The sequence below is a fragment of the Marinomonas primoryensis genome, assembly GCF_013372285.1.
GTDB lineage: Bacteria > Pseudomonadota > Gammaproteobacteria > Pseudomonadales > Marinomonadaceae > Marinomonas > Marinomonas primoryensis.
Map to the genome: position 1 here is coordinate 3565081 of NZ_CP054301.1, position 22618 is coordinate 3587698.

Sequence of the window (22618 nt, forward strand, 5' to 3'; positions counted from 1 at the left end):
ATTTAATGTTTTTCGTTATAGGAGCGAGTTCATGCCGCACAATGCGGATCCAAGAGTGCAGCAAAATGCAATGCATGCACTCTATTCAGATAACCACCGTTGGCTGTATACATGGATACGTAAGCGCTTAGACAATCAATTCGATGCGGCAGATTTAACTCAGGATACCTTTATGCGTATTCACTCTCGGCAAGAAGTAGACAAGATCAATGAACCTCGCGCTTATCTTGTGACGGTGGCAAAAGGCATTATTAGCCACTTTTATCGCCGAAAGTCGTTAGAAGAGACCTATTCAGAGTATGTTGCATTACTCCCTGAACCTGTGACCTGTTCTCAAGAGCAAACTCATATCATTCTACAAACCCTCGAACAGGTTGATACACTCCTCAACGACTTACCTCACAATGTGAAAAGAGTATTTTTGATGTCTCAAATCGAAGGCAAAAAATACCAAGAAATCGCCGATGAAATGGGCCTTTCTCTGATCAGTATCAAACGTTATATGAAACAAGCCTATGTACAGTGCTTAACCTTAATGGAGGATGACTTCTTTGAATAAAGCGAATATCACTGTCACAAAGCATAGTCTTGAACAAGCGGCTGAATGGCTAATGAAATCACAAGAAGCCCCTCTATCCGCAGAAGAGCAAGAACAATTAGAGCAATGGCAAAAAGCAAGCCCAGATAACACCAGAGCCTGGTTGCGCGCACAGCGTCTTATGGGTCATGTAGAAACCTTACCTAAAGACATCGCCGCGGCGGTACTGAATCGCCCAGACGATGAAAATCGCCGTTTCGCCATTGGTAATCTTTCGCTGCTACTTGCTGCAGGCCCTGTTATTTGGGGAAGCTATAAAACTGTCGAAACACAACAATGGACGGCAGATTACCGCACCGCTACAGGCGAAGTTCAAGAAGTCACGTTACCTGATGGTTCCTTGGTAAAGCTCAACACCGCGACCGCGTTTGATATGAAGTTTGACCGCCACTCTCGCCTTCTCACCCTAAGAGAAGGCGAAATTCAATTACAAACACCACAAGTGAACACCAAAGAGTTTGGCCCATTCTTGATTCAAACACATGAAGGAATGCTGTCTCCTCTCGGTACAATATTAACAGTGCGTCAAAATGAAGGGATCACTCAGCTTGCCGCCATAAAAGGAAAAGTTAAAGTCACGCCTAGACTAGCAACGACGACTGACAACACCGTCATCCAATCTGGTTATCAAGCAGAATTATCTAGCTACGCGTTATTATCAAATCAGTTGATCGCACCAGAAACAAACGCATGGCTTGACCAAATGTTGGCAGCGAACAAGATGCCTCTAAAACAATTTGCTCAGGAAGTCTCTCGCTATCGCCACGGTTTTTTACGCGTATCTCCCAAGATCGAAAATTTAATGGTTTCCGGTGCATTCCCAACCTCGAATACAGACATCATTATCAATATGCTCACCCATACTTACCCAATCAAAGCCAAACGTCATATGGGCGGTTATTGGATCACTCTTGAACCGGCTTAAAACAGCCTTCAAATGCTAATAAGAATTACTTTCATTATTATTGATACCTTTTTTCTTTTCGAGTGGCTTATTAAGTAGACAACAAATAACCCTATGATTAAAAAAGGAGGTAGCTGTGGCTGCCCAGAGAAAACATTATTTTAAAAACCAGTTACATCATGCCATCAGTGCCGCTATTTTTAGTACAAGCCTGGTGGTTGGCGCCGGCGTAAGCTCCCTCACATTGGCTGACAATACGGTACAACAAGAAACGCGTGAACAAGTAAACATTGCCGCAGGAAACCTTGGTAAAACCCTAACAGACATTGCGGTACGTCATCACATATCACTTTCTTTTGACCCAGCACTGACTCAAGGGCTTAAAAACAAAGCGGTTTCTGGCAATTTCTCTCCGCTTGAACTGATAGATGCCTTGCTAGAAGATACAGGTCTTATCATGACGGCGAACCAAGACGGCACCTACCGCCTAATGGATCAGAGCAACTACACCCTGTCTGGTTTGGCCGTTTCTGCCGAGCAAATTGATGACAGCGTGCTAACGGAATACAAAGGCGGACAAATTGAGTCCGGCGGCCGTTTAGGCGTGTTTGGCGAACAAGACAGTGCCAACGTTCCTTTCAGCGTCGTGTCTTACACCAACAAAGCCATCGAAGACCAACAACTAGAAAGCATCGCCGAAGTACTGGCTAGTGACGCTTCTGTTCAATCGGGTTATGGCTACGGAAACTACTCAGAAAAATTCATGATTCGTGGCTTTGAACTAGACAGTGACGCGATTTCATACGGTGGTCTTTATGGCATATTGCCTCGCCAAGTAGTCTCTACTAATGCGGTAGAAAGCGTGCAGTTACTAAAAGGTTCGAGCGCCTTCCTCAATGGTGTCACACCTGGCGGCACGGGTATTGGTGGCGCCATCAATCTTGAGCCAAAACGTGCCGAGGAGCACCTTACAGCTTTGACACTCGACACCACAGCGGAAGGTCAAGTGGGTATCAATACGGACGTCGCTCGACGTTTTGGTGATAAAAACCAATGGGGCGTACGAGTCAATGCACTGCATCGTGAAGGTGACAGTGCTATTGACAACGAATCCCGCGAAGAAAACTCCTTTAGTGTTGGTGTTGATTACCGAGCTGAAAAATTCAATGTCTCTACCGATGTGGGCTACCAAAAACAAATTATTGATAACGGACGTTCTATTGTCTACGCAGGTAGTGCTCTAACCCAGATTCCAACGACACCAAATGCCGAAACAAACTACGCGCCATCTTGGGCTGACTCTGAGTTAGAAACGTTATATGGCATGGTCAAAGCTGACTATGAACTGAACGAAAATTGGACATTGAACGCCGCTCTTGGCGCGAACAAAAATAAAGAGTTTGGTGAATATTCATCACCAACCGTAACCAATTTAGATGGCGACGCGACTGTAAGCCGACTCACAGTACCTTATGAATCTAACACACTATCTTCTTCTGTTAGTTTATTGGGCGACCTTACGACGGGCGAAGTAACTCATCAATTAAATGCAGCCTACTCAGGTTTTGTGAATAAAACCTACGCGGCTTATACCATGTCAGGGACAAGCAACACCAACATCTATGATCCTGCTGATGTCGCTTACCCAGAAGTAAATCTTTATGCTGGCGGGGATATGGAAAATCCACATATCCGATCTAAAACCGATGCAAAAGGGCTTTCCTTTGCGGACACGCTGGGCTTTATGGACGACAGTATTCTGGTTACTGCAGGGGTGCGATACCAAGAAATTGATGTAAATAACTACAAGTATGATGGCGCTTTAGACACAGCGTACAGCGACACGGCAACCTCTCCTATTTACGGTATTGTGTACAAACCATCTGATACTATTTCTTTATATGCCAATCATATTGAAGCACTACAGCAAGGTGAAATTATCAGTAGTACAGCAAGCTACTCAAATGCTGGCAAAAACTTAAAACCTTATATTTCCAAGCAAAACGAAGTCGGAATCAAATTTGAAGATGGCACATTGGGTGCAGGCGCGGCAGTTTTCGAAATTACCAAACCCCAAGCCTATGGTGAAAACGGTGGTGTTTACGATTATTATGGTGAGCAACGTAACCGTGGCCTTGAATTAAGCCTTTACGGTGAACCACTGGATGGACTTCGCATCAATACGTCTGCCACTTGGTTAGACCCTAAACTAGAAAATACTAAAGACGGTACCAATGACGGGAATGATGCTGCTGGCGTTGCCAAATATCGCTTGGTTCTAGGTGGCGAGTACGACCTACACACACTAGAAGGACTAACCTTAGGCGGAAAAATCATTCGTAGCGGCCCTCAATATGTCAATACCAGCAATACTTTAGAAATCGCCCCTTGGACTCGAGTTGATGTAAGTGCCCGTTATGAATCTACGATTGCTCAACATGATGTGACATGGCGTTTGAACATCACTAACGTGATGAACGAAAACTACTGGGCATCGGCTGCTGCAACCACTTATGTAAACTACCTAACACAGGGCAACCCACGCGAGATCAAGTTGTCGCTTTCTACTGAGTTCTAATTCGAGTTCAAGAAAGAGCAAAGAAACCCTTTTTGATGGCCAACGGAATTATTTCCGTTGGCCTTTTTTTAGGATTAACAAAAGAGGAAAAACCTAATCTCGTAGCGAGGTGTGTTCTTTCGGTAATAAGGCAAACGCTTCATCTTGAGTGATGACCGTGGCGTATTCCCCATGCAAATTAGCCAATGACATGGCGTGTACTTCATCTGCACTGCGCGATTGCCCAAAGAAATCTTCTTTCTCAAACGCAAAACAAGCACTGCCCACCACATACGTCGTAAAGCCTAAGTTGCCAGCACTTCTTACCGTCGACTCAACGGAGTTATTGGTGCTAACGCCGACCACCACAAGCGCTTGAGTATTCAGTTTTAGTAACCACTTTTCTAGGTCCGAATAGATGAACGCATCAGGAACGGATTTCTCAATAACTTTTTCATCTTCAAGCGGTTGAAACGCATCCTGAAACAAAACACCGTCTTGATCTGGCCAGAATAAAGATTCTAGCTCAGTTGAAATATGGCGCACATGCACAATAGGCGCATGATTCGCTCGCCAATGGGCGATTAATTCAGCAATTTCATGTTCCGCATTAGGGTTATTTCGCTCGCCAGCTTGTGGCCAAGACATGCCTTGCTGCATATCGATAATCATCAAGACTGCAGTTTTATTCATTGGCATTTCCCTTGCTCTTCTCAAGCTCTAATAGTCGCTTATTTTGCTTACGCAGTTGAAAAAAGAAAACAGCGAGCGCCATACACAATAAAAAAGTGAGATTGCCAAGAAAATTTACGCGGTTTTCTAGAGATTTAACCTGCGCTATTTTTTTATCAAGCGATTGATAATCGCCTAAAGACGCAGTGGATAACTGTAAAATAGCCAGACTTCGCTCTAATTCAAAAACCGTTTGAGTGAGTGTTTTTGTCTCCTTGCTTTCTTCCTTCGCGGCCATGGAAGTGGTTACAAAAAAAACAAGAAACACGCTTAATGCCAATCGATATAACATAAGATTCCCCTAAATTCTATCAAGTGATGTCATCTGCATCATAACGGGAACGCAGCCCTAATAGATAGAGCAGAGCTGCGTCAGATACCATTCGTTATGATTGTCTTTTCACGATCTTTTTACCAATCATAAACGAGTAAACGAGACTTTTAGAAAATCCAACAGTAAACGCAGTTTTTTTGACCCTGCAGTTCCTGGAGGAAAAACCGCATAAACATCGATTCCGGTGCATTGATAATCAGGCAGAATACGTTCTAAGCGACCTTGATTAATACGCGGCAACGCGTCATACATAGGAATTCGACCGATGCCATTGCCGCCTTCTAAAAATATCGTTCTCGCCGCCGCATTATTAGTACTCACCGCACCATGAACAGACAAGCTATAAGAGCGAGTTCCCTGACTTAGATGCACGGTATTCGCCGCAGGCGTGTACACAACCCAATCGTGTTCATACAATTCTTCAGGTTGAGTTGGTCGACCACGACGGCGAAAATACTCAGGCGAACCACAAAGGCAGGTTTCAAAGCTGGTTAATTTACTCGCTTGCAAGCCTGAATCTAATAATGGCGCACCACGAATAGCAAGGTCGACCCCCTCTTTAATAATATTGACCACGTCATCACTCAATGACACATTCAGCTCTATCAAAGGATAAAGCCGACGAAATTCATTCAGCGCTGGCACAATCACTTGCAGCCCTAAATTCACCGGACAGGTGATTTTCAGTTTACCGACAGGTTCTTGTTTGGCTTTTTCAATTTGTAGATTTGCTTCATGAGCCTGATAAGCAATGGTTCGACAACGCTGGTAATACGCCTCTCCTGTTTCTGTCAAAGACAAAGACCGCGTAGTGCGATTGAGTAATTTCACACCCAATTGCTCTTCTAATTTTTTTAAGTGATAGCTCACCACACCACGAGAAATACCCATGGCTTTAGCGGCCGCCGTTAAACTGCCTTGGTCGACTACTTGGGAAAACACCACCATGCTTTTTAACTGCTCAAACGAGACTTCCATGACGTCTTCTCACTCTATTTGGTCAAAGGGGTTAACATTGTCGATTGTATCAATTATTAAACCAATGAAGTCAAAAACCACCCCATTACCTTCATTCGATTAGTTAGATAGACTAATCACAAGTTAATACATTCATTAAATCATTATTTTTAGGGGTTCCTTATGAGCACGAAGAAAATTCTAGTCGTTCTAACATCACATTCAGATTTAGGCGATACAGGTCATAAAACAGGATTTTGGGTAGAAGAGTTTGCTGCGCCTTATTACGCTTTCATCGATGCTGGTGCAGAAGTGACAGTAGCAACACCTAAAGGGGGACAAGCACCCATCGACCCAAATAGCGAAGCTCCAGATGCACAAACCGGTGCCACCACGCGCTTTTATGAAGACCAAACTGCACAAGATATCATTGCCAACACGCAGTTACTTAGCGACATGAAGCAAGATGATTTCGATGCGATTTTCTATCCTGGCGGCCACGGCCCACTTTGGGACCTTACCGACAATACTGACTCTATTGCCTTGATCGAAAGCTTTTTACAAGCCAACAAGCCAATCTCCTCTGTTTGTCACGCACCGAGCGCTTTTCTAAATATTAAAGACGCTAGCGGCGAATATTTCATCAAAGGCAAAACAGTCACAGGTTTCACCAACAGCGAAGAAGCCGCTGTGCAACTTACCGACATTGTGCCTTTTTTGCTTGAAGATGAAATGAAAAAACGCGGAGCGGATTACAAAAATACCGCTGACTGGACGGCTTTCGCGGTTCAAGATGGCCTGATGATCACCGGACAAAACCCAGCAAGTTCAGAGCTAGTCGCTGAAAAATTACTTGCTCAACTTAATAAATAAGTTTTTCAAAACATAGACGATGAAAAAACCCACCTTAGCGATGACTAAGGTGGGTTTTTTATTGCCTTGCATTCACCGCTATTACGCCGATTTATAGAGCGTAATCAAAGACGATAATGTCTTCTAAAATGGGCCCTAACTGTGCTTTTAGCACGTCATGTTCTGGGTGTGGAAGGTAGTAATCTCGAGCTATTTCATCGGTAAACGTCATAAATACGCAATGGGTGTAGTTTTTGTTGCGCCCTTCAGGACTATTATTCAGCCCCCATTCAACCGATTCAATACCTTTGATTTTACTTTTAATGGCTTCGAAGTTAGCTAAAGACGTAGCAACTTCCACGTCTGTCGCTTGATCTTTATATTGAATAAACAACACATGACGAATCATAAAGACTCCTGTTTACGGTCAGTAATCGTTTCACAAAATTCAGCTAGGCCGTTTTTGTAAATAGTAGGTCGAACTCTGTATCAAACACCATATCACGAACGTTCCGTTTGCTTCCCCCACAAATGAAACAATCCTTAAAAGGTCAATTTTGTTCAATACCCGTCTTTCTATAAAGACGACAGTAAGCGCCTAACCCTGTCTATTTTAAGGACTGTCTTATGACTCTTTCTCTCATCGTTTCCATGTCACTGTTTGCTCTAGCGGCATCGCTATCTCCCGGTCCAGTGAATCTGGTCTCATTAAGTGGCAGTGCTCGACATGGGATGAGAGCTGGGCTTATTTTTATTACTGGGGCCACTCTTGGTTTCATTGTTTTGTTTTTACTGATTGGTTTTGGGCTGCATTATCTTATCGCCCAATTGAATTGGATCACTCAAGTACTGCAATGGTTAGGCATCGCCTTCTTGCTGTATCTGAGCTATCAATTATTTATCGACGATGGCGAGTTGCACTCAGATAAACACAAAAATGCGCCAACGCTTATGACTGGCGCTATCATGCAATGGTTAAACCCCAAAGCGTGGCTGGCGTCCGTGTCAGGCATTTCAGCTTACATCCCTCAGGCTAATACAGATGAAGTACTGATCTTTGCGAGTTTGTATTTACCGATTTGTTGGTTGTCACTTGGCGTGTGGGTTTGGATAGGGAAATTACTTGGACAGTATTTTCAAAGCCCCGCAAAGATGCGTTTGATGAATAAGACCTTGGCATTATTACTGGCTGGAAGCTGTCTTTTAATCATAATCTAACGACTAAACCGGTCCCATAGAACGGCGATACTGATCCGGTGTCGCCGCTACACGTTGTTTAAATATCCGATGGAAATGAGCCTGATCACTAAAACCAACTGTCTGTGCAACATCAGCAATGGGCTGGCCTTGCTTTAGTGCTTGCTGTCCCAGTTGAATGCGACGATTCAAACGATAAGCATGGGGCGTCATATTAAAGTGCCGCTTAAAAGCACGAACCAGATAACCCGTACTAAAACCAAACTCAGCACTGATTAGCTCAATAGACGTATCTTCTAGGCAAAATTGATTCAGATAATCTGCCACCGGATACAAATTATTGGATGGCAGCATAGTCGTCGTTTCAGCTTTGTTATTCAAATGTTTAAACAAACGTATAAAGTAACTTTCTAGTATCTGGCTTTTGTCAGAAGAAGACAGTTCAGCGGCCATTAATCGTTCACACACCACCACGAACAACTCATAGAGATCCGCGGTGACTAACGTATCAAAGGTTAAGGTATCTAAGTGAGTATTTTGCCAAGAGCGGTGCTCTCTTATACCTGCATCAAACAACAACGACGCCAGCCAATCTTTATCAAGATGCATCATGTAATACGCCCAAGGCGAATCTTGGCGTGGGTTACAGGCATGAACCACATCAGGATTCATCATCACCAAGGCGCCACGTTCAACCGCGTGTAATCGATCAGCGCAGAGAAATTCACTCTCCCCTTCCAAGATCGCTCCAATCGACCAGGCTTCATGAGAATGCGGCGCGTAACTGACCTTTCGACCATCCAATACCTGACGAAGCTCAACATAAGGTAATGCTGGGTCACGCCAAAAAAGAGGATACGTAGAAGGTGTCATATTATCGTCCAGTCCGTCAGGCTTTTAATAAAATATATGCGCTTATGGTAGACAGCTCACTCGAAACTTGTCGTCTAATGCCTCAGGCAATACCAAAGTACTGAATTTCAACGCTAGAGATTGCTTGCACATGGTGTTTTTTTGCGACTCATCGTCTACATAAATCTCACGGTACTCTGCATTCAACACAGGTTTGCCATTGCTAATAAAGGCCTCAAAAGATCGACACTCAGAGTATTCAAAACATTGTTCATTTATCGCAAAATCAAAGTCATCGACCAACGCTAGAACCTGATCAGAATCATTTTTCAGACCAATCGCCAAACCTCTTTTATGTGCTTGCGCGGCTAAAAAACGATTGAATTCTAACTGGTCATTACGATGAAAATAAAACCCAGTATTGGTTCGGTAGCTGTCTACGTTATCTGGTTCAACACCATCACAGCCCTTTTCAGCAGCAAGATCAAGACGACGAGATAACACCTCACGAACATGTTTCGAACGAATGTCTAACCAACGTTCATTGTCCCAGCCACTGAGTGTTTTACCTAAATCTTTGTCCGTAAAGTCTTCCGCATCGGGGCGCCAGTCTTCATAGGAACCCGCTGAGAAATAACAAATAACTTTTTTACCTGACGCCTGCAAACGTTGAATCAACTCAAGGGAGGAATCAAACAAATCAATATCGTATAAATCTACGTCGTAGTCTTCATTAACAACACCATCCAGTTGCCATTGCCAGGTAACAGAAACGGGTGGACGGTACCAATCATCAGCAGCGTAAAGGAGAGAAGAAAAAGACGAAAGAAGCAAACACAACGCCGTAAGAGGAAAGAGTAGAACGCGCATGGTGGACTCCATATTTTCAAAAAGGCAAAAAAAGCCCACGGCAGGGTCTGCCGTAGGCTTCACTCTACGCTGTTATGTCGGGAAAGGCTTACAAATGAGGGAATTAGCGTAAATTAATCGTGATTGTTCTGCAAAGAGAACACCAGAAGAAAACATTCATCATCAACCGAACCTAAACAAAAACTCGGTTTGACGTTTAAGGTTGCTCCCCTTCACTCTAGCTAGTCAATTAACTGATGCTCTAATGCGTATTTGATCAAGCCAGCAGAAGTATGAATATTTAACTTATTCTTTAGATTTTGGCGATGTGTTTCGACCGTTCGCACACTAATACTCAGTGACTGGGCAATTTCTTTATTAGACAAGCCAACCGCCACTTCTTTTAATACCGCCACTTCTCGCTTGGTCAATTCTTCACATTGCTTCGGAGACGGCGCTTGAGAAAATAAAGAATCAGAAGCACCCGAACTAAAATACGTGCCGCCTTGATGCACGGTATTGATCGCTTGAACCAACTCTTCTGAGGACACATCTTTTAATACATAACCATTCGCGCCAGACTGTATCAGTGACAATATGTATTCTTTGTCATGATGCATACTGAGCATCAGTATTTTGACGTTTGGTTGCTCAGCCTTAAAGCGTTTAGTGGCTTCTAACCCATTCAATACTGGCATGGATACATCCATCACCACCAAATCTGGTTTTAGCGCTTTGGCTTTTTCCAAAGCCTCTAAACCATTGGACGCCGTCGCAATAATGTCGAGATTGTCTTCCATTTCCAAACGGGCTTGGAGCCCATCAAGGACCAACATATGGTCATCAACTAAGAGTACTCGAATTTTTTTTATCATTATTATCGCTCTTCGCTCGCTTATTAAAACTGTTTTTCAAAGGCAATAATGCATGCACTTTCGTGCCTTTGCCGCGCTGTGATTCAAATATGAAATCGCCACCAATTAACTCCAAACGCTCACGCATATTAATCAGACCGATTCCCGAAGACAACTCTGTTTCATGTGAAAAGCCCAGACCATCATCCAGACACTCAAACACAATATGACGATCAGACTGACCTACTTGAAGCTCGATATGCTTGGCTTGAGCGTGCTTTTCAATATTTGTTAATGATTCTTGGGTAAGACGATAGAGGGTAATTTCAATTTCGTCAGGTATCTCGGTGGTCACTTGAAAATGATAGTCTACATGAATGCCGGTACGCTCTAAAAACTGGTCAATTAAGGCTTTTAACGCCGTATCTAAGCCTAAATCATCCAATAATGTAGGGCGTAAATTATGAGAAATTTGTCGCACTTCTTTGATGGTTTGACCAATCAAATCACTGGCTTTATCCAGTTCCAACTGAACGATGGTTTCATCATGTTCCCGTTTGAGCTTATTGCCCGCTAACTCAATACGAAATTTACAACTCACTAGTAACTGATTGATGCCATCATGCAGCTCGCGAGAAAAGCCTCGTCTTTCATTAACTTGCAAACGCATAAAGCGCTGAGCCAATTCTTTGAGTCGGGAGTCTGCCAATTTATGTTCGTGAAGATTAATCGCCAAGCCCAGTAAAATCACCAGAATGACAGTGATCACCACCACTACCATCACGCTAAAAAAGCTGCGTTGAATATTGTCATTCATGGTGGCTTGGGTTTTCGCCAGTTCAGCGTAAATATCATCCAAGTACAAACCGGTTCCCATCATCCAATCCCAACGATCAATGGCGATGACATAGCCCAGTTTATCTTCTTGCTTCATTAATGGCGGTTTTTCCCAAATGTATCGGTGGTAACCGCCGCCCGCTTGTGCGGCGTGAATTAAACCTTGAATCAAATAATTCCCAGAGCGATCCTGAAAGTCCCAAAGGTTTTTACCGACAAAGTCAGGCTGCGTCGGATGTACTAAATTGACGCCGGACATTTCGTAGGCAAAGAAATAGCCATCGTCTTCATAGCTTAAATTGGCGAGAATTTTTTTTACCTGAGATTGCGCTTCAGCTTCGTCCAACAAGTCGTTTTCTAACACTGGTCGAATCGCCGACATGGCAATATTTACGTGGTTTTTCAGCGCTTGTTTCTTAGCATTCACTAAGTTGAACTCATAAATAGACAACTCTTGTGAGGCCAAATCACGGGCAGATTGCAGCCCTAGATACGTAATGATCGCCGTAGCAACAATGAGGGGTGCAATGGCAAGTAAGATGATTTTACTTTTTAAACCCACAGGAGAGACCTTTTTTATTATGTTCACATTGACTGCATCAAACGCTGACACAGCCGTTTTTTCAATTCAAAAAAACGAAAAAAGCGGGTAATCACCCGCTTTTTAACATTGCCTATTAAATGCTACCTAAATCAGCCCATCCCATACAATCCAGGAAACACCATGATACTAGCCAATACGACGACTTGGATCAAAATAAATGGCATAACACCTTTGTAAATGTCTGTGGTTCGTATCGAACTGGGGGCGACCCCTTTAAGATAAAATAGACTAAATCCAAAGGGTGGTGTGAGAAACGACGTCTGCAAGTTCATTGCGATCAAAATGGCAAACCACACCATATTAATACCCAATGCTTCGGCTACTGGCGCTAAAATGGGTACGATAATGAACGCAATTTCTACGAAATCAATGAAGAAGCCCAATATCAAAATGGCAACCATTGCCAAGATAATAAAGCCCCATTTTTCACCAGGTAAACTCAACAGCGCTTCTTCTACAATGTAATCACCACCGGTATAACTGAATGCCATAGAGAAGGCCGTTGCCCCCATCAGAATAGCAAACACCATCGCGGTCACTTTTACAGCTTCTAAGCCACTGTCATAAAGCATTTTCCAGCTAAATTGTCGGTAAATGAGCGCCAATATAATCGCGCCCACGCCCCCTAAAGCAGAAGACTCTGTTGGTGTTGCCACCCCAGTAAAGATAGAACCCAATACAATCAGTACCAAGGCTAATGGCGGAATAATCGCTTTCAACGCACTGTAGATTTGCTGAGCTCGAGTCTCGTTATCCAAATTTTGAGGCATGGCCGGTGCCATATCTGGATTTAAATAAGTAATAATTAAAATATAAACAATGTAGCAACCGATCAAAACCATACCTGGCACTAAAGCGGCTTGAAACAGATCGCCAACAGGAATGCCTAATACGTCACCTAAAATGATCAAAATGATCGAAGGCGGAATAATTTGACCCAAGGTACCTGACGCACAAATAGTGCCGCACGCTAATGACTTGTCGTAATTGTATTTCAGCATAACCGGAAGTGAGATAAGACCCATCGCCACGACGCTGGCGCCAACCACACCCGTCGACGCAGCCAAAAGCGCCCCAACCAAAACAGTCGAAATAGCCAAACCGCCTCGCACGCCGCCAAAAAGTTTCCCCATAGCTTCTAATAGCTGCTCTGCTAATCTGGTTTTTTGTAAGACGATGCCCATAAAAATAAACAGTGGCACCGCCATCATAACGGTATTTTCCATGTAGCTTTGTATGCGGAACGGCATAAAAGCAAACATATCAAAACCTTCGGCAAACACACCGAAGATCAACGCGATGCCACCAAACGTAAAGGCGACAGGGAAGCCTAGTAACAAAAGTACTAGCGCAACAAAAAACATGATAATGCCAATCATAAACGACCTACTAACTTAAAATAATGACTTGGTTATTGGTTAGTGCTAAATCGTATTAGTGCTGAATCGGTGGATGAGAAAAACCTTCTTCACTCACGCCACGTAACACATTAATACAACGAATTATCATACCCAAACCACTGATTGCCATAGAAAAGAAAGCAAAAGGAATCACCGCTTTGATAATCCAGCGATAAGGTAAACCACCCGGATCGCCACTGGTCTCACCCAAGCTGTACGCTTCATGAGCAAAGCCAACACCGTAGTAACCAACAAGTAAGGTAAAAGGCATCAAAAAGAAGATACAACCGAACAAATCAATCCATGCTTTGCCTCGAATAGACAAATTCTCGTAAATCAAATCCACACGGACATGGCCGCCATGCTGAATGCCATAAGGTATGCCCAACAGAAAAATCGCCGCATAAAGATGCCATTCCAACTCTTGCATACCAATGGACACGTCGTTAAAAACATAACGCATCAAGACGTCGTAAAATACATTGAACAGTAACGCGATGAACAATACCGTAGACACAACACCGAGTAGATTTGAAAAACGAGTAATACCTCGTTCTAGGTTAAGCAACAACATAACAAACTCCTAGAAATGACAAAGGGTGAGAAAACACTCGTAAGCGCCTTCTCACCCTGCAAGAGGTTTTATTCCCCTAAGCTATCAACACTGTCAAGATACGCTCGGTCGGAGATATTTGTCCAAACACGAGTGGTTTTCAAATATTTCGCTTGTGACTCGATAATTTCTTTTGCCAAAGGATCCGCCGCTGCTTTCTCTTCAAGCAGTTCTTGGTTGGCTTTCTTCATAGCAACCAATACGTCTTTAGGGAAAGTTTTAACTTGAACGTTCGGGTATTCCGTTTTCATTGTCGCCCAGTTCACACCACTTTCATGGTAAGACTGAATGTACATGTCATAAGAAGCCAACTTCATAGAAACTCTTAAAATTTCACGAAGATCGTCCGGTAACTTTTTCCAGGTACGTTCATTCACAAGGAACTGAAGTTCTGTTGCAGGCTCATGCCAGCCTGTGTAGTAGTAAGGCGCAATTTTGTGGAAACCCATACGCAAATCAAGAGAAGGACCCACCCACTCTAGTGCATCGATAGTACGACGCTCAAGCGCTGTATAAAGTTCACCAGACGCGATGTTCGTTGGCTTAGCACCAAGCTTAGCCATTACTTCACCAGCGAAGCCAGGAATACGCATTTTCAGACCTTGAAGATCATCAAGGGAATTAATTTCTTTCTGGAACCAGCCACCCATTTGGTTGCCTGTATTACCACCAGGGAAAGACAATAGACCAAAAGGTTGGTAAACCTTTTGCATCAATTCCATGCCATCACCTTCGTAGAACCAACCGTATTGCTCTGGTGTAATCATACCGAACGGCATTGTGGTAAAGAATAAAGTGTTTGGCACTTTACCTTTCCAGTAATACGATGCGGAATGACCCATGTCGTACTGACCAGAACGAACCATATCAAACACACCAAATGGTGCTTTGTGTTTGTTCGACGAGTCGATGGTGATTTTCAAACGGCCACCAGACATTTCGTCTGCAATACGAGCCATGTTTCGGGGTGCATCACCAAAGATAGGAAAATTAGATGCCCATGTTTCAGCCATCTTCAACTTGTAGACTCGTTCCGCTGAAAAAGCAGGTAAAGAGAAAGCACTAACGGTAACCGCTACGGCGGCAACCAGAGTTGTTATCTTGAAGGATTTCATTTTTTTATCATCCTGTTCTGTATTTATTTTTATAAAACATAATTGAGCAGGACAGATAATCGCGTGAATGAAAAGTGTAAACAATTCGTACGAATACCGACAACGTATTCGGAAACTACGTAGCACAGTAAGTATTATTACTTAGAAACGAGTGATTATTTAGAGAAAGTCGGTTCCCAGAAGCACTTGAACACTTGGCTCTATCGCCTCCGCAAATATCTGGTATTGGTTGGCATTCGGGTGCAAAAAGTCACTCATCACATTACTTGTTAATCGCCCACAGCCGTCTAAAAAGTGATGATTAATATCGAGAAAATACACCGTTTTATCATCAGCATACGTTTGAATAATCTGATTCACTTCGTCATTCAATACCCTCAGTTTTTGCGTCGGCTTTGCACTACGAGGAAAAATCGCCAGTAACAATATTTTAGTGTGCGGTAACCTTTCAGCCAATTGCTCTAATATTCGCTTAACGCCCAACGCCGTCTCTTTGGCTTTGTCCATTCGATGGCCCGAATTATTTGTACCAACCAGCAACACCAACAACTTAGGCTGTATATTATCCACTTCACCGTGCTCTAAACGCCACAACACATGCTCAGTACGATCACCATTAAAACCAAGGTTCAGCGCACATCGAGAACCATAAAAAGTCTGCCACACATCAGCGCCTTCTTTTTCCCACGCCTGCGTAATGGAATCTCCCAGAAACACCAAATCAACACGATCCATCGCATTTTTTTCAGCGAGCTTTTCTTCATGGCGAGGCAACCACCAAATGGCATCTTGTGGTTCTGGTTTTACAGACAAAGGCATGTTGGTCGGATGTGGTGAAAACATAATAGAGAACTACCTGAAACTTCGTTGATGAAAATCATACTCTATAAAATTTCAGAAAGGCCACTATAAAAACAATAAAAGACACTGAGGTTTTAGTCTTGATCCTGTATTCTAAAAACTCATTTATTAACAAGACGACACGCTGTGAGCCTGATTCTTTTTTACATCAAAAAAACCGTTGGCATGATGTTAATGCCGATTCCGCTGACACTTTTGATAATGTGCCTGTCATTCTTACTAATGAGAAAACGCCCTAAAACCGCCAAGTTTTTCTTATTCTGCGGGATACTTTTATTGGGATTAACCAGTTGGAACCCCATGGCAGATCGGCTTATTTCGACCGTCGAAAAAGACATGTATCCCTTTGATATTCAACAGACTGTCGACATTGTTATTGTGCTCGGCAGTGGACACAAAGACCTAAACAACACGCCCGCGGTGATGGAATTGGGAAGCAGTGCGCTGTTTCGTCTTGAAGAAGGTTTGCGTATTTTAAACGCCAATCCCAACGCAAAATTGTTCGTTTCTGGTTATTCCGGTGGAATGACAGAATCACACGCAGACGTCATGCGCAAAGCAGCGATAGAATTAGGGACAAAACCCAATCGAATAAAAGCCTTTCCTCTCGCCAAAGACACTCAAGAGGAAGCCAAAAGTATGGCACCTTACTTAAAAGGAAAACGCGTTGCGTTAGTCACCGAAGCGTCGCATTTAAAACGGGCGACCATCTTCTTCAAGCAAGCTGGAATAGACACTATGCCAGCCCCCGCCATGTACTTAGGATCAGAAAAAAGTGATTGGCAAATCAACGCCAATGCCAGCTACAAAAGTGAACGCGCTTTTTACGAATGGCTAGGTCGCGCTTGGCAATGGATGAAAGGCTAGCGTTTATTTAGAAACATAAAAAAGCAGCGACCATTTCTGGTCACTGCTTTGTGTCAATCCAAACGTAACGTATTTCTAACCCATCAAACCTGAAACAAAAAGTTTTTGATCAGGTCTTTACCACCTTCAGTCGCGAAGGACTCTGGGTGAAATTGAATCCCTTGGATCGGGTATTCTTTATGGCGAATGCCCATCAGTTCAAAATCACCGCCGTTATGAATCGTCGCGATATCCTTGAAGTCAGCTTCTTTCAAATCGCCAACGGACGCAGTGACTTCTAGCACATCTGGGAAGCTTTCTGCTTCGGCGATTAATGAGTGATAACGCATCACTTCGAGTTGATCTGGAATGTCGTGAAAAATACCTTCGCCATTGTGGGTAATCGGGCTGGTTTTACCGTGCATTGGCAATGGCGCCTTGACGACTTTGCCACCGAATACATGACAAATTCCCTGCATTCCCAAGCAAACGCCCAGCAATGGAATGGTTTTTCCAAACTCTAAAATAACCTCAGCACAAATACCAAAATACGCTTTGTCATCTGGTGAACCGGGCCCTGGAGAAATAATAATGCGATCTGGTGCTGCCGCCCGAATGTCGTCTGATGTCACTTCGTCGTTACGCTTTACGATCACCTCAAAAGCGTCGATTTCACCACGGCTTTTTTCGGTTTCCAATACTTCACCAATAAACTGATACAAGTTGTAAGTGAAGGAATCATAGTTGTCGATAATATAAACTTTCATCTGTTCTTCCCTTACGCATTTTCTTCTGTGTTGGTTGGAGCGAAACTGTCTAACACGCGCTTGGTGCCAGCGAATTTGCGTTGGATTTCTTCATATTCGTCTTCGGCATTGGAGTCATACACATTGCCGCCACAGGTTTGCACATAAGCTTTGTTGCCATTGGCAAACACGGTACGAATCGGAATCGCAAACATACAATCGCCATTAAAAGAGAACTGACCAACCGCACCACCGTAAGGGCCACGACCGTCGTTTTCCAAATCGTCGATGATCTTCATCGCTTCGATTTTTGGTGCGCCCGTCAAGGTTCCTGCTGGGAAGTTACTCGCCAACGCCGAAAACATGTCGTGATCTTCCGCCATAATGCCGACAATTTCGCTCGAAATATGCTGAACGTGACTGAAACGTTTAATGTCCATCAAGCTACGCACTTTCACCGTGCCGAAGCGTGCCACGCGGCCAATGTCGTTACGATGCAAATCGACAATCATATTGTGCTCGGCGATTTCTTTTGGATCATTCAACAGAGCACGCGCGAACGCCGTGTCTTCTGCCGCGTCTTTACCACGCTTCGCGGTACCCGCTAACGGGAAAGTTTCCATTTCCCCTTGGCGAACGCGGAACAACAATTCTGGGCTCGCGCCGATGACTTTTTGCTCACCAAATTTGATGTAATACATTTGCGGTGACGGATTTACTTCACGTAATTGCTCGTACAAATTAATGGTATCGCCTTCCATATCGAACCATTTTTTAAAGCCCACTTCACACTGAAAGATCTTACCTTCGATGATGTCTTGCTTCACCTTGGCAACGGCATCGGCGTGATCGGTTTTACTCATCGACTCACCCGCAGGACGCACCACAAACGGGCCGTTCTCTGGTGTCGGTTCTGCCATCATGGCGTTAACCAAATCCACACGATTACCTTCAAAAACCTCGCCTTTAGAATGAGCGTCTTCGTAATAAAAGTAGATAACCTCGCCAGTCATCTTATCTAGAATCAAACCGTCTTTGTACAAACCAAAGCGAAATGCATCAAACATCTCGCTGGATTGCAGGTCTAACGTCGGCTCGAAATAATTCATACTGTCGTAACCGATATAACCCGTTAAACCACCAGCAAAGCCACGCGACAAAATATTCTGCGGCACAATATCACGCAGTAAATAATAAGGGTTGTCGGATTCATAAGACTCAGTGCTGCCATCACGTTCTTGAATAAACAGTTGTTTGCCTTCCGCCCAGATTAGCTTTTCTGGGTCAAAACCTATGATCGAATGGCGGGAAATAAAGCTCTCTTCACCAAGGGACTCCAACATAAAACAGTTATCAAAGCGCTTCTCAATCTTCTTAAACAAACTGAAAAAATCACAATCGGAACTGATGGTGACGTACTTAGGTTTGCGCGGTAGCGAGATGCGCTCAGGCTTTTTATTAGATTGACTCATATCTCTTTTAATTCCTTAAATGCTCGGGAACCACGGGTCACAGTGGCAATGCCTACGCCCAGCTGTTTCGCTATGTCGCGCTGCGGCACGCCTTGCTCCAACAGTTCTAAAATTTTAAGACGACGCAGCATTTCTTCAATTTCATTCGGTGTGAGCAACGCCTTTAAACGCTTCTCTAACACCAACCCATCATCTACTTCGGTTAAAAACTGGACCAAATCTTTCATATGCACTTCTATTCGATAAATAGCCATGTATTCATGTACTAGTACATTATAGATTTTAAGAAAGAGAAGCAACTATGTAAAGTGATAAAAATTACAATGAAAGTTATCATTTACGACAACTAGAGAGGGAAGGTTGATGCGTTTACAACACTTAAAACAACAGACATTGGCTAACTCAGAAGTTCGTGCGGAATATTATCAACTTGAAAATGAGTTCGCTTTTATCGATCAATTACTTTCTATGCGCGCCCAAGCGGGACTAACCCAAGAACAACTCGCAAAACGCATGCACACTCAAAAAAGTAATATCAGCCGACTAGAACGCGGCAACTTCAATCCAAGCTGGACAACATTATTAAAATACGCTCACGCCTGTGGTTTTGAACTCAACTTAATGCCGCAAAAAATGTCATAATTATCCATATTTATGATTCCTAACTTTAGCCAAAAAATGAACTTACCTAACCATAGAAGAGCACAACCGACTAGGCTATACTAAATATATCGTAGTTTAAGGAGATCAAAATGAAACACGGCTCAACTCTCACAGTGACTTCTAAACAACAAGCTTATACAAACAAAAAATGCGACAACTTCGTCGAAAGCATGCGTTTAGAAGGCTATTCTGTCGATAAATCACTTCTCTCTCTTAGCGCTCCAGAGAGAAAAATTAAAAAAGAACAACTCTTAAAGAAATACTTAGGCTAATCCTGTGGTAGATAAATACGGTGTAGGCCAAGACCCGTATACCTATTCAAATTCCAGTACTTTAATCAATAAGCTTGGTATTAAAGACTCCGTTGAGTTGAGTGAATTAGAGAACCAAATCTCTACTCTAGCGATTGCTGAGATTGACTTTAAACCAGCTCCCTACGACTTTTCCTACCTTTGTCTTCTGCATGAAAAGCTCTTTGGCGATTTATATCAATGGGCAGGAAAAATACGAACCATTTCGATTTCAAAGCAAGACACCCGTTTTTGCCAGCCTGAGTTTATTCAAAAAGAAGCTAATAAACTGTTTAAACAATTGAGCAAAAAGGATTTTTTCGAACAGTTAGGTTTCGATGACTTTTGCCAAGAAATGGCGGAGTTTTATATTGAATTGAATATGGTTCACCCGTTCCGAGAAGGAAATGGAAGAACGCAGCGTTTGCTGTTTGAACATCTAGCTATCGATTGTGGCTACAATTTAAGCTTTGAAGGCACCTCAAAGGATCAATGGATTGAGTCTAATATTCGTGGATGTCTAGATTGTAACTATCAGCCGATGACAGAGATATTTACCAGAAGCCTCTCCCCAATCATCTAACCATTCCAACACTCAGCCATACCCAGCCCGTATTTTGACTTTTATCGCCGCCATTTTCACCTAAGCGATGCTACTGCCTTGTCTTCACTGTAATGGCATTCTAACGTCGTATTATCTCTATCACTTAGGAATAAACGAATGACATTTTTCAAAGCCAAAGATTTTACTGCAGGTCGCGCTTGGGGAGCGTTAGACATTGCCAATATGAATGGTGTGACGACGCGTTTGCATTGGACCGATCAGCCGTACAAGTGGCATATCAATGATGGTGAAGAAGTGTTTGTGGTGTTGGATGGCGAGGTCAATATGCACTACCGAGTCAATGGCGTCGAAAACGTTACATTAATGACTGTGGGCGATATATTTTATGCAGCGATTGGTACGGAGCATGTTGCGCATCCTGTGGGTGAAGCCCGTATTTTGGTGATCGAAAAAGAAGGCAGTGTTTAAGCAACCTAAATGATTTTGTAATAAAGTGGCTCTCATACCGTCTAATAACCAATTGATTATTTACGCACTTGATGAGGAAGAAATAATGGGGTTTGTTGTGACGGTTTCTATGCTGTTGATTCTCTTAATGTCGGTTCCCAATCCTTTGCGGGCTTGGCTGCAGAAACACCAAGGTGAGCTTGCCCTCTGGGCTTTGTTGGCTGGCGTGTGGAATTTTGCTTGGCATGGATCTCAGCATCTTGGCGAGTTTTGGGGAAACGCCGCGTTTATTTCCGGTTTATTGATGGTGTTTACCAGCATGCCGTTACTTAAGATAGATAAATGGCCTTCAACTTTGAAGACCATGGTTCAAACCTATCAAACCGCATGCCCAAAAATACTGCATTATCTAGCGCTCTTTGCGCTCGCCATTTGTGCTGCACTTTATACTTACACTTTAATTCAACTCAATCTTGGCTAATAAAAAAAGAGAAACATCTTTAGGATCGTTTCTCTTTTTCAACGCTGCGCCATACGAGTTAACCAATAGCAATGATACTGCTACTCAGCCTCTACTTTATCCAATGCTTAAATCCAAGAATGAAAGGCAGCCTAAAATAAAGTGTAGCTTTACCGTGCATCTTACAAAAACATGCCGCCAGACGCTTCAATTCGCTGTCCTGTCATCCAGCCCGCTTCTTGACTGAAGAACAACCCAACCACACCGCCAATATCGTCCGCTTCGCCCACACGACCCAACGCCGTAATCGATGACACCATTTGGTTCATTTGTTGATTGTCGCGAATGTTGCCATCACGGAAATCTGTGGCGATTGCACCGGGTGCAATGGTATTCACTCGAATTTGTCGCGCTGCGAACTCTTTCGCCATATAGCGCGTCATCACTTCTACTGCTCCTTTGGCCATGGCGTAGGCGGCAGAACCCGGCAAGCTAAAACGCGCCAGACCCGACGACACATTCAAAATATGACCGCCGTCTTTGATGAACGGTAACAAGGCTTGCGTTAAAAAGAACGGGCCTTTGACATGAATCGCCAACATGTCTTCCAGCTCTTCGTACGTGGTTTCTTCTATGCTGGCGTGTAACCCTGTACCGGCGTTGTTGAGTAAATAATCAACATCATCACGACCAAATTCTTGATTGAGTATGCCTTTAATTTGCTGAGTAAATTCAGTAAACACCGCCACATCTCGTGTATCCAGTTGAGCAGCAAAGGCTTTCTGCCCTTTTTGTTTAATGGCTTCAACCACCTCTTGTGCTGCTTCGCGGTTGCTGTGGTAGGTGAATAATACATCTACCCCTTTTTCCGCCAATGCCAACGCGCTGCTTCTGCCTAAACCACGGCTACCACCAGTAATAATTGCTAACTTGTTCATCGTTTTCTCCACTCTACTTTTTCGGGATATGTCGGGGCAATGTCGCTGCGAAGCCAAGTTGGCACTCAGCACTGG

Annotated in this window: 27 protein-coding genes; 11 read left to right on the forward strand and 16 right to left on the reverse strand. The window is 43.5% G+C overall.

Features of this window, described 5'->3' with window-relative positions:
- Window positions 1–31: 31 nt before the first annotated feature.
- The 3 genes from MP3633_RS16585 (at window position 32) to MP3633_RS16595 (ending at window position 4080) form a co-directional block, all read left to right on the forward strand.
- Window positions 32–559: a sigma-70 family RNA polymerase sigma factor gene (locus MP3633_RS16585; protein ID WP_176336365.1), complete on the forward strand. Its 528-nt coding sequence runs from the start codon at window positions 32–34 to the stop codon at window positions 557–559.
- Complete coding sequence (locus MP3633_RS16590; RefSeq protein ID WP_176336366.1) at window positions 552–1523, forward strand: FecR family protein; 972 nt, start codon at window positions 552–554, stop codon at window positions 1521–1523. Before MP3633_RS16585 ends, MP3633_RS16590 begins: the two co-directional genes overlap by 8 nt.
- 115 nt (window positions 1524–1638) lie before the next feature.
- Window positions 1639–4080: a TonB-dependent receptor gene (locus MP3633_RS16595; protein ID WP_176336367.1), complete on the forward strand. Its 2442-nt coding sequence runs from the start codon at window positions 1639–1641 to the stop codon at window positions 4078–4080.
- A gap of 93 nt (window positions 4081–4173) precedes the next feature.
- On the opposite strand, the gene MP3633_RS16600 is transcribed toward MP3633_RS16595, so the two are convergent.
- The 3 genes from MP3633_RS16600 to MP3633_RS16610 form a co-directional block, all read right to left on the reverse strand.
- The gene (locus tag MP3633_RS16600) at window positions 4174–4752 is read right to left on the reverse strand and encodes a cysteine hydrolase family protein (RefSeq protein WP_176336368.1); all 579 of its coding nucleotides are present in this window, start codon (window positions 4750–4752) and stop codon (window positions 4174–4176) included.
- The gene (locus MP3633_RS16605; RefSeq protein WP_176336369.1) at window positions 4745–5083 is read right to left on the reverse strand and encodes a hypothetical protein; all 339 of its coding nucleotides are present in this window, start codon (window positions 5081–5083) and stop codon (window positions 4745–4747) included. The genes MP3633_RS16600 and MP3633_RS16605 overlap by 8 nt, the downstream gene beginning before the upstream one ends.
- 126 nt (window positions 5084–5209) lie before the next feature.
- Window positions 5210–6103, reverse strand: coding sequence for a LysR family transcriptional regulator (locus tag MP3633_RS16610; RefSeq protein WP_176336370.1), 894 nt, complete (start codon window positions 6101–6103; stop codon window positions 5210–5212).
- Between the two features lie 162 nt (window positions 6104–6265).
- Here MP3633_RS16610 and MP3633_RS16615 point away from each other — a divergent pair, with 162 nt between their 5' ends.
- Window positions 6266–6955 carry a type 1 glutamine amidotransferase domain-containing protein gene (locus MP3633_RS16615; RefSeq protein WP_176336371.1) on the forward strand — a complete coding sequence of 230 codons (690 nt, stop codon included), beginning with the start codon at window positions 6266–6268 and terminating at the stop codon, window positions 6953–6955.
- 91 nt (window positions 6956–7046) lie between these two features.
- Here the strand turns inward: MP3633_RS16615 and MP3633_RS16620 are convergent, their stop codons facing one another.
- Window positions 7047–7343, reverse strand: coding sequence for a Dabb family protein (locus MP3633_RS16620; protein WP_176336372.1), 297 nt, complete (start codon window positions 7341–7343; stop codon window positions 7047–7049).
- Between the two features lie 218 nt (window positions 7344–7561).
- Here MP3633_RS16620 and MP3633_RS16625 point away from each other — a divergent pair, with 218 nt between their 5' ends.
- Entirely contained in the window at window positions 7562–8152 is a 591-nt protein-coding gene (locus MP3633_RS16625) for a LysE family translocator (RefSeq protein WP_176336373.1), read from the forward strand.
- Window positions 8153–8155: 3 nt separating this feature from the next.
- Here MP3633_RS16625 and MP3633_RS16630 read toward each other — a convergent pair whose 3' ends face one another.
- The 8 genes from MP3633_RS16630 to MP3633_RS16665 all read right to left on the reverse strand — a co-directional run bounded on the left by MP3633_RS16630 (window position 8156) and on the right by MP3633_RS16665 (window position 16098).
- Entirely contained in the window at window positions 8156–9004 is an 849-nt protein-coding gene (locus MP3633_RS16630) for an AraC family transcriptional regulator (RefSeq protein WP_176336374.1), read from the reverse strand.
- A 42-nt stretch (window positions 9005–9046) separates the two neighbouring features.
- Window positions 9047–9853 carry an endo alpha-1,4 polygalactosaminidase gene (locus MP3633_RS16635; protein WP_112134710.1) on the reverse strand — a complete coding sequence of 269 codons (807 nt, stop codon included), beginning with the start codon at window positions 9851–9853 and terminating at the stop codon, window positions 9047–9049.
- Between the two features lie 221 nt (window positions 9854–10074).
- On the reverse strand, window positions 10075–10707 hold the full coding sequence (locus MP3633_RS16640; RefSeq protein WP_112134712.1) for a response regulator transcription factor: 633 nt from the start codon (window positions 10705–10707) through the stop codon (window positions 10075–10077).
- Entirely contained in the window at window positions 10676–12085 is a 1410-nt protein-coding gene (locus MP3633_RS16645; RefSeq protein ID WP_176336375.1) for a cache domain-containing protein, read from the reverse strand. Before MP3633_RS16645 ends, MP3633_RS16640 begins: the two co-directional genes overlap by 32 nt.
- A gap of 131 nt (window positions 12086–12216) precedes the next feature.
- Entirely contained in the window at window positions 12217–13506 is a 1290-nt protein-coding gene (locus MP3633_RS16650) for a TRAP transporter large permease (protein ID WP_112134714.1), read from the reverse strand.
- A gap of 55 nt (window positions 13507–13561) precedes the next feature.
- Window positions 13562–14101 carry a TRAP transporter small permease subunit gene (locus MP3633_RS16655; RefSeq protein ID WP_176336376.1) on the reverse strand — a complete coding sequence of 180 codons (540 nt, stop codon included), beginning with the start codon at window positions 14099–14101 and terminating at the stop codon, window positions 13562–13564.
- 68 nt (window positions 14102–14169) lie between these two features.
- Window positions 14170–15255, reverse strand: a complete 1086-nt coding sequence (locus MP3633_RS16660; RefSeq protein ID WP_176336377.1) for a TRAP transporter substrate-binding protein — start codon at window positions 15253–15255, stop codon at window positions 14170–14172.
- Window positions 15256–15414: 159 nt separating this feature from the next.
- Window positions 15415–16098 carry a GDSL-type esterase/lipase family protein gene (locus MP3633_RS16665; RefSeq protein ID WP_176336378.1) on the reverse strand — a complete coding sequence of 228 codons (684 nt, stop codon included), beginning with the start codon at window positions 16096–16098 and terminating at the stop codon, window positions 15415–15417.
- A 318-nt stretch (window positions 16099–16416) separates the two neighbouring features.
- Between MP3633_RS16665 and MP3633_RS16670 the strand changes: the two genes are divergently transcribed.
- Window positions 16417–16983 carry a YdcF family protein gene (locus tag MP3633_RS16670; protein ID WP_244959715.1) on the forward strand — a complete coding sequence of 189 codons (567 nt, stop codon included), beginning with the start codon at window positions 16417–16419 and terminating at the stop codon, window positions 16981–16983.
- An 83-nt stretch (window positions 16984–17066) separates the two neighbouring features.
- Here the strand turns inward: MP3633_RS16670 and MP3633_RS16675 are convergent, their stop codons facing one another.
- Genes MP3633_RS16675 through MP3633_RS16685 form a run of 3 tightly spaced genes read right to left on the reverse strand, consistent with a single transcriptional unit; the run spans window position 17067 to window position 19407 of the window.
- Window positions 17067–17729, reverse strand: a complete 663-nt coding sequence (locus tag MP3633_RS16675) for an anthranilate synthase component II (RefSeq protein ID WP_176336379.1) — start codon at window positions 17727–17729, stop codon at window positions 17067–17069.
- An 11-nt stretch (window positions 17730–17740) separates the two neighbouring features.
- The gene (locus tag MP3633_RS16680; protein ID WP_176336380.1) at window positions 17741–19180 is read right to left on the reverse strand and encodes an anthranilate synthase component I family protein; all 1440 of its coding nucleotides are present in this window, start codon (window positions 19178–19180) and stop codon (window positions 17741–17743) included.
- Window positions 19177–19407: a Trp family transcriptional regulator gene (locus tag MP3633_RS16685; protein ID WP_176336381.1), complete on the reverse strand. Its 231-nt coding sequence runs from the start codon at window positions 19405–19407 to the stop codon at window positions 19177–19179. Before MP3633_RS16685 ends, MP3633_RS16680 begins: the two co-directional genes overlap by 4 nt.
- Before the next feature lie 136 nt (window positions 19408–19543).
- On the opposite strand from MP3633_RS16685, the gene MP3633_RS16690 reads away from it, so the two are divergent.
- The 5 genes from MP3633_RS16690 to MP3633_RS16710 all read left to right on the forward strand — a co-directional run bounded on the left by MP3633_RS16690 (window position 19544) and on the right by MP3633_RS16710 (window position 21626).
- The gene (locus MP3633_RS16690; protein ID WP_176336382.1) at window positions 19544–19822 is read left to right on the forward strand and encodes a helix-turn-helix domain-containing protein; all 279 of its coding nucleotides are present in this window, start codon (window positions 19544–19546) and stop codon (window positions 19820–19822) included.
- 110 nt (window positions 19823–19932) lie between these two features.
- Window positions 19933–20115, forward strand: coding sequence for a YhfG family protein (locus MP3633_RS16695; protein ID WP_176336383.1), 183 nt, complete (start codon window positions 19933–19935; stop codon window positions 20113–20115).
- Window positions 20116–20119: 4 nt separating this feature from the next.
- Complete coding sequence (locus MP3633_RS16700; protein ID WP_176336384.1) at window positions 20120–20716, forward strand: Fic/DOC family protein; 597 nt, start codon at window positions 20120–20122, stop codon at window positions 20714–20716.
- Between the two features lie 138 nt (window positions 20717–20854).
- Window positions 20855–21166, forward strand: a complete 312-nt coding sequence (locus tag MP3633_RS16705) for a cupin domain-containing protein (protein ID WP_176336385.1) — start codon at window positions 20855–20857, stop codon at window positions 21164–21166.
- Between the two features lie 85 nt (window positions 21167–21251).
- Entirely contained in the window at window positions 21252–21626 is a 375-nt protein-coding gene (locus tag MP3633_RS16710) for a hypothetical protein (RefSeq protein WP_217909021.1), read from the forward strand.
- A 161-nt stretch (window positions 21627–21787) separates the two neighbouring features.
- Here MP3633_RS16710 and MP3633_RS16715 read toward each other — a convergent pair whose 3' ends face one another.
- The gene (locus tag MP3633_RS16715) at window positions 21788–22543 is read right to left on the reverse strand and encodes an SDR family NAD(P)-dependent oxidoreductase (protein WP_176336387.1); all 756 of its coding nucleotides are present in this window, start codon (window positions 22541–22543) and stop codon (window positions 21788–21790) included.
- Between the last annotated feature and the right edge of the window lie 75 nt (window positions 22544–22618).

Excerpts from the sequence above, each read along its gene's own strand:
- MP3633_RS16695 (WP_176336383.1), top strand. The coding sequence starts at position 19,933 with ATGAAACACGGCTCAACTCTCACAGTGACTTCTAAACAACAAGCTTAT.
- MP3633_RS16615 (WP_176336371.1), top strand. The coding sequence starts at position 6,266 with ATGAGCACGAAGAAAATTCTAGTCGTTCTAACATCACATTCAGATTTA.
- MP3633_RS16660 (WP_176336377.1), bottom strand. The coding sequence starts at position 15,255 with ATGAAATCCTTCAAGATAACAACTCTGGTTGCCGCCGTAGCGGTTACC.
- MP3633_RS16715 (WP_176336387.1), bottom strand. The coding sequence starts at position 22,543 with ATGAACAAGTTAGCAATTATTACTGGTGGTAGCCGTGGTTTAGGCAGA.
- MP3633_RS16690 (WP_176336382.1), top strand. The coding sequence starts at position 19,544 with ATGCGTTTACAACACTTAAAACAACAGACATTGGCTAACTCAGAAGTT.
- MP3633_RS16655 (WP_176336376.1), bottom strand. The coding sequence starts at position 14,101 with ATGTTGTTGCTTAACCTAGAACGAGGTATTACTCGTTTTTCAAATCTA.
- MP3633_RS16630 (WP_176336374.1), bottom strand. The coding sequence starts at position 9,004 with ATGACACCTTCTACGTATCCTCTTTTTTGGCGTGACCCAGCATTACCT.
- MP3633_RS16605 (WP_176336369.1), bottom strand. The coding sequence starts at position 5,083 with ATGTTATATCGATTGGCATTAAGCGTGTTTCTTGTTTTTTTTGTAACC.
- MP3633_RS16710 (WP_217909021.1), top strand. The coding sequence starts at position 21,252 with ATGGGGTTTGTTGTGACGGTTTCTATGCTGTTGATTCTCTTAATGTCG.
- MP3633_RS16585 (WP_176336365.1), top strand. The coding sequence starts at position 32 with ATGCCGCACAATGCGGATCCAAGAGTGCAGCAAAATGCAATGCATGCA.
- MP3633_RS16665 (WP_176336378.1), bottom strand. The coding sequence starts at position 16,098 with ATGTTTTCACCACATCCGACCAACATGCCTTTGTCTGTAAAACCAGAA.
- MP3633_RS16640 (WP_112134712.1), bottom strand. The coding sequence starts at position 10,707 with ATGATAAAAAAAATTCGAGTACTCTTAGTTGATGACCATATGTTGGTC.
- MP3633_RS16635 (WP_112134710.1), bottom strand. The coding sequence starts at position 9,853 with ATGCGCGTTCTACTCTTTCCTCTTACGGCGTTGTGTTTGCTTCTTTCG.
- MP3633_RS16685 (WP_176336381.1), bottom strand. The coding sequence starts at position 19,407 with ATGAAAGATTTGGTCCAGTTTTTAACCGAAGTAGATGATGGGTTGGTG.
- MP3633_RS16600 (WP_176336368.1), bottom strand. The coding sequence starts at position 4,752 with ATGAATAAAACTGCAGTCTTGATGATTATCGATATGCAGCAAGGCATG.
- MP3633_RS16675 (WP_176336379.1), bottom strand. The coding sequence starts at position 17,729 with ATGAAAGTTTATATTATCGACAACTATGATTCCTTCACTTACAACTTG.
- MP3633_RS16610 (WP_176336370.1), bottom strand. The coding sequence starts at position 6,103 with ATGGAAGTCTCGTTTGAGCAGTTAAAAAGCATGGTGGTGTTTTCCCAA.
- MP3633_RS16650 (WP_112134714.1), bottom strand. The coding sequence starts at position 13,506 with ATGATTGGCATTATCATGTTTTTTGTTGCGCTAGTACTTTTGTTACTA.
- MP3633_RS16625 (WP_176336373.1), top strand. The coding sequence starts at position 7,562 with ATGACTCTTTCTCTCATCGTTTCCATGTCACTGTTTGCTCTAGCGGCA.
- MP3633_RS16705 (WP_176336385.1), top strand. The coding sequence starts at position 20,855 with ATGACATTTTTCAAAGCCAAAGATTTTACTGCAGGTCGCGCTTGGGGA.
- MP3633_RS16680 (WP_176336380.1), bottom strand. The coding sequence starts at position 19,180 with ATGAGTCAATCTAATAAAAAGCCTGAGCGCATCTCGCTACCGCGCAAA.
- MP3633_RS16670 (WP_244959715.1), top strand. The coding sequence starts at position 16,417 with ATGGCAGATCGGCTTATTTCGACCGTCGAAAAAGACATGTATCCCTTT.
- MP3633_RS16620 (WP_176336372.1), bottom strand. The coding sequence starts at position 7,343 with ATGATTCGTCATGTGTTGTTTATTCAATATAAAGATCAAGCGACAGAC.